Below are 1,557 nucleotides of genomic sequence, written 5' to 3' on the forward strand. Positions count from 1 at the left end.
CTGGCAACTGACAGTGGGATGAAAAGGAAAGAAAAAAACAAACTTACTAGATTTGCTGCGGTGGAGGGTTCTTCCTCACCGACCCAGGCTGAAAATCCACCGCTCATCATCATCTCGGCCACCGTTGGAACAAATGTTGTCACTAAAAAAACGGTAAGCGTCAGCAGGACTCCCACGCCCCACTTCCCTTTTAATGACGCAAGAGCCTTCTTTTTAATTTGTGAAATGCTTAAATTCATTTACCTTCCTCCTATAGTTTACGCCTTAAAAAGATTCACTCTCGAAAATAAAGTTTCAACCCATTATATTTTATTAATACACAGATTATTTAATAAACCGCTCCAGCCACCGAAACAAAATCCCTTACCCAGTCAACCAGCTCGCCTGCTCTTAGCGGTTTCGAATAGTAATAGCCTTGTATAATTGGATTTTCTGAATTTGTAGATAAAAATTCAATCTGCTCTTCAGATTCCACTCCTTCGATGACCACTTTTAATTTCAAAGAATGGCCCAGGCTGATGATTGCCTTAATAATGGCTGAGTCTTTATCTGAATGTGGTACGTCATCTACGAAAGATTTATCTATTTTCAATGTGGAAATCGGCAGCCGCTTTAAATATGACAAGGAGGAGACACCAGTACCGAAATCATCAAGGGCAACGGTAAATCCATACTCTTTGAACTCACTTACAGCCCTGATCGCATTCTCAATATTATCGATAACGCTTGTCTCAGTAATTTCAAGTTCCAGATAGTTACTTTCTATCTCATATTTAGAGACACTCTCTTTTAAAATCTCCATCAACAGCGGCGAAGTAAAATGGGAACCGGGAACATTAATGGCGATTTTAAAGCCTTTAAGACCCTGTGAATCCCACAATGAGATCTGCTTGCACACATGATCAATGATCCAATCCGTCACCTCGTGCATCTTGCCGTTTTCCTCAAGGATCGGAATAAACACACCTGGAGGCACTAGCCCGTGTACAGGATGATCCCATCGCAGTAAGGCTTCTACTCCAAATATCTGATTCGTGTTTGTACATATTTTCGGCTGGTATACAACAAATAGTTCATTCTCATTTATCGCTCTCTCAATATCTTGAACTAGATGCCTTTCAAATGCATAAGTATGGACGACAGGGTCATATTCAATGACTTCATGCTTATACATAATGTCTGTGTGATGAAGTACAGCCATAGTGTTGGCAAACAAGTCAGCCTTTTCATAATCATGTGAAGAAGTAACCGCACAAACCATATCAACGACTATTTTTTTCTCATTGATCTCTAATGGATTCTTAAAAATGGAAGCGATTCTCAACATCGACAGTTTAAGCTTCTCATAATCACGGGTATCGGCTGATGCCACAGCGAACCGGTTTCCTTCAATCCTATAAACGGTCGTATTCCCTAGCTTAAGGCGCACGATGATTTCGCTGACCGACTTAATGGTCTCATCTCCAAACTCGTATCCATACCTGCTGTTCCACTTCTCCAATCCATGTAAATGAATGATAGCCAAGCTGGCCACGGCAGAAGAATTCATCACTTTTT

At 40.8% G+C, this 1,557-nt stretch carries 1 protein-coding gene and 1 pseudogene; both read right to left on the minus strand.

All coding sequences use genetic code 11. The features are described 5' to 3' along the window. Positions 1–239 (minus strand): annotated as a pseudogene (locus WB217_RS13845) (DUF975 family protein); the annotation flags it as partial. Positions 240–328: 89 nt separating this feature from the next. Then, positions 329–1,557 (minus strand): putative bifunctional diguanylate cyclase/phosphodiesterase (locus WB217_RS13850; RefSeq protein WP_423993805.1); only part of this gene is annotated, 1,229 nt, incomplete at its 5' end.

Origin of the sequence: Mesobacillus sp. (assembly GCF_049588175.1) — a bacterium.
Taxonomy (GTDB): Bacteria; Bacillota; Bacilli; order Bacillales; family Cytobacillaceae; genus Mesobacillus.